The 8,524-nt window shown below is 43.3% G+C and carries 7 protein-coding genes, 1 tRNA gene and 3 rRNA genes; 5 read left to right on the forward strand and 6 right to left on the reverse strand.

Annotated features, from left to right (window positions below; all coding sequences use genetic code 11):
* Positions 1–119 precede the first annotated feature (119 nt).
* Together AACT21_RS03015 and AACT21_RS03020 are read right to left on the reverse strand one after the other, a co-directional pair.
* Positions 120–1,166, reverse strand: a complete 1,047-nt coding sequence (locus tag AACT21_RS03015; RefSeq protein WP_176430223.1) for an MJ1255/VC2487 family glycosyltransferase — start codon at positions 1,164–1,166, stop codon at positions 120–122.
* Positions 1,163–1,696, reverse strand: coding sequence for a phosphatase PAP2 family protein (locus AACT21_RS03020; RefSeq protein WP_017046472.1), 534 nt, complete (start codon positions 1,694–1,696; stop codon positions 1,163–1,165). The genes AACT21_RS03015 and AACT21_RS03020 overlap by 4 nt, the downstream gene beginning before the upstream one ends.
* A 459-nt stretch (positions 1,697–2,155) precedes the next feature.
* Here AACT21_RS03020 and leuA point away from each other — a divergent pair, with 459 nt between their 5' ends.
* The 5 genes from leuA to AACT21_RS03045 all read left to right on the forward strand — a co-directional run bounded on the left by leuA (position 2,156) and on the right by AACT21_RS03045 (position 7,864).
* The gene (gene leuA / locus AACT21_RS03025) at positions 2,156–3,703 is read left to right on the forward strand and encodes a 2-isopropylmalate synthase (RefSeq protein WP_013856011.1); all 1,548 of its coding nucleotides are present in this window, start codon (positions 2,156–2,158) and stop codon (positions 3,701–3,703) included.
* A gap of 73 nt (positions 3,704–3,776) precedes the next feature.
* The gene (gene leuB / locus AACT21_RS03030; RefSeq protein WP_094164301.1) at positions 3,777–4,868 is read left to right on the forward strand and encodes a 3-isopropylmalate dehydrogenase; all 1,092 of its coding nucleotides are present in this window, start codon (positions 3,777–3,779) and stop codon (positions 4,866–4,868) included.
* A gap of 59 nt (positions 4,869–4,927) precedes the next feature.
* Positions 4,928–6,349, forward strand: coding sequence for a 3-isopropylmalate dehydratase large subunit (leuC, locus tag AACT21_RS03035; RefSeq protein WP_017050484.1), 1,422 nt, complete (start codon positions 4,928–4,930; stop codon positions 6,347–6,349).
* Between the two features lie 14 nt (positions 6,350–6,363).
* Positions 6,364–6,966: a 3-isopropylmalate dehydratase small subunit gene (gene leuD, locus AACT21_RS03040; RefSeq protein ID WP_094164302.1), complete on the forward strand. Its 603-nt coding sequence runs from the start codon at positions 6,364–6,366 to the stop codon at positions 6,964–6,966.
* A 112-nt stretch (positions 6,967–7,078) separates the two neighbouring features.
* Positions 7,079–7,864 carry a DUF547 domain-containing protein gene (locus AACT21_RS03045; RefSeq protein ID WP_094164303.1) on the forward strand — a complete coding sequence of 262 codons (786 nt, stop codon included), beginning with the start codon at positions 7,079–7,081 and terminating at the stop codon, positions 7,862–7,864.
* A gap of 40 nt (positions 7,865–7,904) precedes the next feature.
* On the opposite strand, the gene rrf (AACT21_RS03050) is transcribed toward AACT21_RS03045, so the two are convergent.
* From rrf (AACT21_RS03050) to AACT21_RS03065, 4 genes are all read right to left on the reverse strand, one after another.
* A 5S ribosomal RNA gene (gene rrf / locus AACT21_RS03050) occupies positions 7,905–8,020 on the reverse strand.
* Positions 8,021–8,051: 31 nt separating this feature from the next.
* Positions 8,052–8,127: transfer RNA gene (locus AACT21_RS03055), tRNA-Thr, on the reverse strand.
* A 67-nt stretch (positions 8,128–8,194) separates the two neighbouring features.
* Positions 8,195–8,310, reverse strand: a 5S ribosomal RNA gene (gene rrf, locus AACT21_RS03060).
* Positions 8,311–8,397: 87 nt separating this feature from the next.
* Positions 8,398–8,524, reverse strand: a 23S ribosomal RNA gene (locus AACT21_RS03065); the annotation flags it as partial.

The following is an 8,524-nucleotide window of genomic DNA, read 5'->3' on the forward strand; positions in this document are numbered from 1 at the left end:
ACAGAAAAATTTATGCATTTTATTCAAAACATTGAATCAAGTGATGAATAACAAGCCTTCACCTTGATACATTCACCAAACAAATTAATTACGTCAAAATTCAAAGCATTTCGTCAATATTAGCTAAATGACACATAACTAGGGAAATCAACCTGTCGCCATAAAGACTGGCTCAGCTCTTTATGATTATCCCATTTGCCATTTTGTACCCATTCAACCAAGGCTTTCGCTACATTAGGATAGACAACGCGCTCGACCTGTTTTTCATCCAACCAACGGCGTAACTCCGACGGGTCCAAAAACTCCATAGATGCAGCAAGCCCGAGATTCTCAAGAGTGGCAACGTTACTTTGCTGCTCAAATTGACCTGATAGTGGCTTAAGTAGCAGCTTTTTACCCAATGAAAGTGCTTCTGATGGTAATTCAAAGCCACCATTAGCAATCACGCCATCGCAGCGATGTAAGTGATATTGAAAATAGGTATGACATAAGGGACGCAACTCAACATTTTCAACGGATTTCGCTTCCATTAAGGAAGGGTGATAACAAATAAATGCTTGATTTGAAAAACGAAAAAGCAACTCAAGAATATCATCAACATGCTCAAATGGAAGATAGACCAAAATGAAATGCTCGCTAGACGTATGCTGCTCTGAACGATAGATAATCGGAGGAAGGATCGGTTGATCAAAATGATACCAATGTAAACCGACGTGGTAATTGGCAGGTGCAAACTGTTGAATAATCTGTTTATCCAGCCAACTTGCCCCTTTCAAAGGCACATTATAACGAAATGCATTTTGATGACTTATCCCAATACACGGAATACCTTGCTGTTTAGCCGCCCATGCAGATACTGGTTCAAAGTCATTAATGACCAAATCATACGGAGACAAATCGAGGTTTTTTGTCTCACTCACGAAAGTCAGCAAATTATTATTCAGCGCCGTTTTAACGTAATTTACGTGTCCCTGTTCAGTTTCAAAAGTAAAACCGCGCCGAGTTTGGTAATCACCGAAACTTTCCATCGAAAAGTATTTCTCTTTTTCACGTCCAGACAAGAGAAATTGCACATCAATTTTGGCTTCTTTCAACGCTTCACTCATCACTCGTGAACGAGCAATATGGCCATTTCCGGTGCCTTGGACACCATACAGAATTTTCAAAAGCCTCTCTCCACCAACCACAAAGCAAATCTTGCGCTGCTTACACCAAGCAGCGCGCCAATCACGATATCCGTCAAGAAGTGAACCCCAAGTAGGATGCGAGATACGCCAATTAAGCCAGCCCAAACCAAGACAAAAGCATCGCTATGAGGATAGAAGTGGCCAATTAATGTCGCCATAACAAACCCTGCAGCCGTATGACCAGAGGGCAAACTGTAGCGATCCGAAGGGGTAATAAAGGCAATGAATGAAGGAGAAAACTCTTCAGGGCGACGACGCTGAAAGCTATTTTTCAATCCCCAATAAATAGGGAGTTCAATCGCGAAAGCGGCCAGTCCAGCTATTAAGAATAGGTGGCCATTAAGCGGGTCTAAATACCAAGCTAAAGCACCAATCAACGCGTACAAATGCCCATCCCCAGTATGGGAAATAGCTTTGCTGATCTGCGCTACAGGCTGATTAAAACGATGCTGTAAACAAAATAGCGAAAACGCTACGTCAAACTTAACAATTTGTCCGATGGCACGCATGAGCGACTCCTGTCATTCCATAAACCTCTTACGCTCTAAACGTAGAAGTTTAAAATGACAAATACGTGACTGTTTGTTGGAGAATGAATGAATTTAACCGATGACAAACGTTCTTGCGTGAAAACATTCCGTGCTACAAAAAGTGATCCTCTCTACCAATTCTGCTCATTTTTACCGCTTTTGACTAAAACTGATCCGATATGAATAAAAAAACAACTTAATGGTTGACGAGTTAAGTCGAGTACGGTACTAATTTGTTAACTTAATCTTGTGGAATGTTACGAATGACTATCCGTTTTTCTATCCTGCTGGGCCTGCTCCTTATCGTGAACCATTCGCGCGGGTAGGTTGTGGAAGAAAAACACCACACAAGATGACAAGAGCCCGCACTGAGATGCGGGTTTTTTTATAACTATATTTAGGAAGTAAACGATTAACCATCGGTGCAAGGGAGCAAACATGAATAATCAAGTCATTATATTCGACACCACATTACGTGATGGCGAACAAGCTTTGTCAGCAAGCTTAACCGTTAAAGAAAAACTGCAGATTGCTTACGCATTAGAGCGCCTTGGTGTTGATGTTATTGAAGCAGGTTTTCCAGTTTCCTCCCCTGGTGATTTTGAATCGGTCAAAACGATTGCCAAACACATTAAAAACAGCCGCGTCTGCGCGCTTTCTCGCGCGGTAGCAAAAGATATTGATGCAGCAGCCGAAGCTCTGAAAGTCGCCGATGCTTTTCGTATCCATACGTTTATTTCAACCTCAACCATTCATGTGCAAGATAAATTGCGCCGCAGTTATGATGATGTGCTCGAGATGGCAGTCAGTGCGGTGAAACACGCCCGTAACTACACCGATGACGTCGAATTTTCCTGTGAAGATGCGGGCCGAACGCCCATTGATAATCTCTGTAGAATGGTCGAAGCCGCAATTAATGCCGGAGCTAAGACCATCAATATTCCAGACACGGTCGGTTATACTGTTCCTAGCGAATTTGGTGGCATTATTCAGATGCTGTTTGAGCGAGTCCCTAACATAGATAAAGCCATTATTTCCGTTCATTGCCACGATGACTTGGGAATGTCAGTCGCAAACTCGATTGCCGCTGTACAGGCTGGCGCAAGGCAAATAGAAGGCACCATCAACGGTATTGGTGAGCGCGCTGGTAACTGTTCACTGGAAGAGATCGCGATGATCATCAAAACTCGTCAAGAATTCCTCGGCGTACATACTGGTTTAAAGCATGATGAGATCCACCGCACCAGTAAGTTGGTTAGCCAATTGTGCAATATGCCGATTCAAAGTAACAAAGCGATTGTCGGTGCCAACGCATTTAGCCACTCGTCAGGCATTCATCAAGATGGCATGTTGAAAAACAAAAACACTTACGAAATCATGACTCCAGAGTCAATTGGCCTAAAAAACCAAGCGCTGAACTTAACGAGCCGCAGTGGCCGCGCCGCAGTAAAAAGCCATATGGATAGCATGGGTTATAATGAAAACGAATACAACCTCAATGCCTTGTATGAAGATTTCTTAAAATTGGCAGATCGTAAAGGCCAAGTGTTTGACTATGACTTAGAAGCGTTGATGCACTTTTCAAATCTGCGTGATGAAGACGATTTCTACAAATTGAACTATTTGAGTGTTCAATCAGGCAGTGTTATGGCGACCACCAGTATTAAATTGCTTTGTGGTGATGAAGAAAAATGTGAAGCTGCCGTTGGTAATGGCCCTGTCGATGCGCTTTACCAATGTATTTACCGTCTAACTGGCTATGAGATCGTATTGGATAAATTTGACCTTACCGCCAAGGGCGAAGGTGAAGATGGACTCGGGCAAGCCGATATTATTGCCAACTACAAAGGGCGAAAATATCACGGTACAGGCGTCTCTACGGATATTGTCGAAGCATCAGGACAAGCCTTGTTGCACGTGATCAATAGCATTCATCGTGCCGATCAAATTGCAGAAATTAAACAAAAGAAAGTGGCAACCGTTTAACGTACCTAGATTAGAGCTTTTAGTCTTTAGAGCTCACTGGGGCAAGCAAATATAAAAATAGTAAAGGACTAACATGACAGACAAAACATACAAAATTGCCGTTCTTGCAGGTGATGGTATCGGCCCAGAAGTAATGCAACAAGCACACAAGGTATTGGATGCGATTGAAAAAAAACATGCTATCCGGTTTGCTAGAGAAGAACATGATGTCGGCGGGATTGCGATTGATAACCACGGTTGCCCGCTACCTGAAAGCACCATTAAAGGATGTGAAGAGGCAGACGCCGTATTGTTTGGTTCCGTAGGCGGCCCTAAATGGGAGCATTTACCACCCAATGACCAACCAGAACGCGGCGCACTCCTACCGCTTCGCAAACATTTTCAACTGTTTTGTAACTTGCGTCCTGCTCAAATTCACTCCGGCTTAGAAAGCTTTTCTCCTTTACGATCCGATATCTCCGATCGTGGCTTCGATATTGTGGTTGTTCGGGAATTGACTGGTGGTATTTATTTTGGCCAACCCAAAGGACGAGAAGGCGAAGGGGCAAATGAAAAAGCATTTGATACCGAAGTTTACCACCGCTACGAAATCGAACGCATTGCAAAAATAGCGTTTGAGTCCGCACGATTACGTCGTAAAAAAGTATGCTCAGTCGATAAAGCGAATGTATTACAAAGCTCTATCTTATGGCGTGAGGTCGTGGAAGAGATCGCAAAAGATTATCCAGACGTCGAGCTTTCACACATTTATATCGATAATGCCACTATGCAGCTCATTAAAGATCCCTCTCAATTTGATGTCATGCTGTGCTCTAATATTTTTGGTGACATCATTTCCGATGAATGCGCCATGATCACAGGCTCAATGGGCATGCTACCTTCCGCTAGCCTTAATGAAAGCAATTTCGGTCTCTATGAGCCAGCAGGTGGCTCTGCACCTGATATCGCAGGAAAGAACATTGCTAACCCAGTTGCACAAATTCTTTCCGCCGCTTTAATGCTACGTTATAGCTTGGGCGAAGAAAGTGCCGCTCAAGCTATCGAAAATGCCGTATCAAAGGCGCTTACCGCAGGCGAACTCACCGCAGATCTTGCCAGTGGTAAATCGGCACTTTCAACCTCTGAAATGGGCGATAAAATTGCCAGCTATATTTTAAACTCATAATTAGTAGGACTAGGCTCGCCTAGTCCTTTATAAAGCTCAAAGAGCTCAAGGAAGAAGCAATGTCGCAAGCAAAAACCTTATACGAAAAAATTTATGATGCCCACATTGCGGTGTCAGCTGAAGGGGAAACCCCCATCCTTTATATCGATCGTCATCTCGTTCATGAAGTGACATCACCGCAAGCATTTGATGGTTTACGCGAAAAGGGACGTAAAGTTCGTCAGACGAGTAAAACATTCGCTACCATGGACCATAACGTTTCAACCACCACAAAAGACATTGATGCCTCGGGTGAGATGGCTCGAATCCAAATGGAAACACTGTCAAAGAACTGTGCTGAGTTTGGCGTAACACTCTACGACTTAAATCATAAATACCAAGGCATCGTTCATGTCATGGGGCCAGAATTAGGTATTACTCTTCCCGGTATGACCATTGTCTGCGGTGACTCACACACAGCAACACATGGCGCATTTGGCTCGTTAGCGTTTGGCATCGGTACGTCAGAAGTTGAGCACGTACTTGCAACCCAAACATTGAAACAAGCTCGCGCGAAAACGATGAAAATTGAGGTGACAGGCAAAGTCGCTCCAGGCATCACCGCTAAAGATATCGTGCTAGCCATTATAGGTAAAACAACGGCGGCCGGTGGTACAGGCTATGTCGTTGAATTTTGTGGTGAAGCGATTACCGATCTTTCAATGGAAGGTCGTATGACGGTGTGCAATATGGCGATTGAGCTTGGAGCAAAAGCCGGTCTTATCGCCCCTGATCAGACTACTTTCGACTACATTAAAGGTCGCAAATTTTCTCCTCAAGGAAGCGATTTAGAAGCCGCCATTGAGTACTGGGCAACGCTAAAAACCGATGATAATGCCAAATTCGATGCAGTCGTTACCTTAAATGCCGCGGACATCAAACCACAAGTAACGTGGGGCACAAACCCAGGCCAAGTAATTGCTGTCGATGAAACCATTCCATCTCCCGATAGCTTTAGTGATCCTGTCGAAAAAGCATCAGCAGAAAAAGCATTAGCGTATATGGGACTGGAAGCGGGTAAATCCTTATCAGACTACAAAGTGGATAAAGTTTTTGTCGGTTCTTGCACAAACTCTCGCATTGAAGATATGCGAGCAGCAGCTCAAGTCGCGAAAGGTAAAAAAGTCGCACCACACGTTCAAGCATTGATTGTTCCAGGTTCAGAGCAAGTTAAAGCGCAAGCGGAAGCGGAAGGCTTGGATAAAATATTTATTGAAGCGGGTTTTGAATGGCGCTTGCCGGGCTGTTCAATGTGCTTGGCTATGAACAATGACAGGCTCGGTGCAGGTGAACGCTGTGCATCAACATCCAACCGCAATTTTGAAGGCCGCCAAGGTCGAGATGGCCGCACACATTTAGTCAGTCCTGCAATGGCCGCCGCCGCCGCCATCGCTGGACACTTTGTCGATATCCGTAATATTCATTCTTCAACACTCAACTAAACAGGGGATCACCAATGTCAGGTTTTAAACAGCACACAGGTTTGGTCGTTCCTCTTGATGCAGCGAACGTCGATACAGATGCCATTATCCCTAAGCAATTTTTACAGAAAGTAAATCGCACTGGTTTTGGCAAACACCTTTTTCATGATTGGCGTTTTCTAGATGATGCAGGTCAACAACCTAATCCAAATTTTGTCATGAATAAACCTCGCTATGAAGGAGCGAGCATTCTACTTGCTCGTGAAAACTTTGGGTGTGGTTCTTCACGAGAACATGCCCCTTGGGCTTTAGCGGATTACGGCATCAAAGCCATGATTGCACCCAGTTTTGCGGATATTTTTTATGGTAACTCAATCAATAACCAAATAGTTCCAGTCCGCCTTACAGAGCAAGAAGTTGATGAAATATTCCAATTTGTTGAAGGAAATGAAGGGGCTCAACTAACTGTAGATCTTGAACGAATGGAAGTTAAAGCCAATGGAAAAACATACTCATTTGAAATTGATGAATTTCGTCGCCATTGCTTACTTAATGGATTAGACAATATCGGTTTGACGCTACAGCACGAAGATAAAATCGCTGATTATGAAACAAAAATTCCTAGCTTTTTGAAATAGCGAGTATCGATTTAATTTCCAGAGGTTGGTGTAGATGCACCAACCTTTTATTTTATCTGAAATTTATCAATCCCTACCTAGGTCATATAACCTATGAGATGAGAGGTAAACGATGAAATATCTATTAACGCTATGTTTGACACTCGGGTCAACGAATGTATTTTCTGCTCCTAAATCACAACTATGGGATTATTGGAACTCTAGTCATGAAGAAAATACACAAGCCATTTCACATCAAATTTGGCAGACAACACTTGATACTTATCTAATCCAAGAAAATCACAACAACCTCTTCGATTATCAAAGGGTCAACTCAAAAGATAAAGAGCAATTAGAGCTCTATATTTCACAATTATCAGCCCTTGATCCAAGAGAGTATGCAAAGCTGGAACAATATGCTTACTGGGTCAACTTATATAATGCCTTAACAGTTAACTTAATCGTCGATCATTACCCAATACCATCCATCACTAAACTGGGAGGATTTTTCTCATTTGGCCCTTGGGAACAAAAGATCATTACCATCAATCAAAAAGAGCTGACTCTCAATGATATTGAACATCGAATTTTAAGACCTATTTGGAAAGATCCTCGAACCCATTATGCGGTCAACTGCGCAAGTCTTGGCTGCCCAAACTTACAAAAGCAGGCTTTCACAGCAGAAAATACTGAATTATTACTGGAGAAATCAGCCACTGAGTTTATCAATAGCGAAAAAGGAGTAAAGGTCACCAATGATAAATGGGTTCTGTCTTCTATTTATGACTGGTTTGCTGAAGATTTTGGAACGAAACAGCAATTATTTGAGCACTTAGTGCAGTACAACAAGGCACTAAAAAGCGAGAAAAAGAGTATCAGCTATCACTATGATTGGACATTGAATGATACGAATAGATAGAAAAAAACCTCAGCATTTCTGCTGAGGTTTCGTAATTCAAACCTGGCGATGTCCTACTCTCACATGGGGAGACCCCACACTACCATCGGCGCTGTTGTGTTTCACTTCTGAGTTCGGCATGGGTTCAGGTGGGTCCACAACGCTATGGTCGCCAAGCAAATTCTTTTAGCTTACAGAGCTATAAAACTGGTGCTGATACCCAGAATCGAACTGGGGACCTCATCCTTACCAAGGATGCGCTCTACCGACTGAGCCATATCAGCACACTGTATCTTGTGTCACAAGTGACTAAAAAGCCCGCTCTTACAAACGGGCTCTTATAAATTCAAAGCCTGGCGATGTCCTACTCTCACATGGGGAGACCCCACACTACCATCGGCGCTGTTGTGTTTCACTTCTGAGTTCGGCATGGAATCAGGTGGGTCCACAACGCTATGGTCGCCAAGCAAATTTCTTAATTCGGAAAGCTGTTTCGTTCTCATTCACACATTCAATGTTCTTCAATTGAGCCCACAAAACCCCTTCGGTGTTGTATGGTTAAGCCTCACGGGCAATTAGTATTGGTTAGCTCAACGCCTCGCAGCGCTTACACACCCAACCTATCAACGTTCTAGTCTCGAACAACCCTTTAGGACACTTAAAGTGCCAGGGAAGACTCAT

Origin of the sequence: Vibrio sp. V08_P9A1T1 (genome assembly GCF_963874405.1) — a bacterium.
GTDB lineage: Bacteria > Pseudomonadota > Gammaproteobacteria > Enterobacterales > Vibrionaceae > Vibrio > Vibrio anguillarum.

Bases quoted from the DNA above. Each gene is read 5' to 3' on its own strand.
- AACT21_RS03020 (WP_017046472.1), bottom strand. From the start codon at position 1,696: ATGCGTGCCATCGGACAAATTGTTAAGTTTGACGTAGCGTTTTCGCTA.
- leuD (WP_094164302.1), top strand. From the start codon at position 6,364: ATGTCAGGTTTTAAACAGCACACAGGTTTGGTCGTTCCTCTTGATGCA.
- leuB (WP_094164301.1), top strand. From the start codon at position 3,777: ATGACAGACAAAACATACAAAATTGCCGTTCTTGCAGGTGATGGTATC.
- leuA (WP_013856011.1), top strand. From the start codon at position 2,156: ATGAATAATCAAGTCATTATATTCGACACCACATTACGTGATGGCGAA.
- AACT21_RS03045 (WP_094164303.1), top strand. From the start codon at position 7,079: ATGAAATATCTATTAACGCTATGTTTGACACTCGGGTCAACGAATGTA.
- leuC (WP_017050484.1), top strand. From the start codon at position 4,928: ATGTCGCAAGCAAAAACCTTATACGAAAAAATTTATGATGCCCACATT.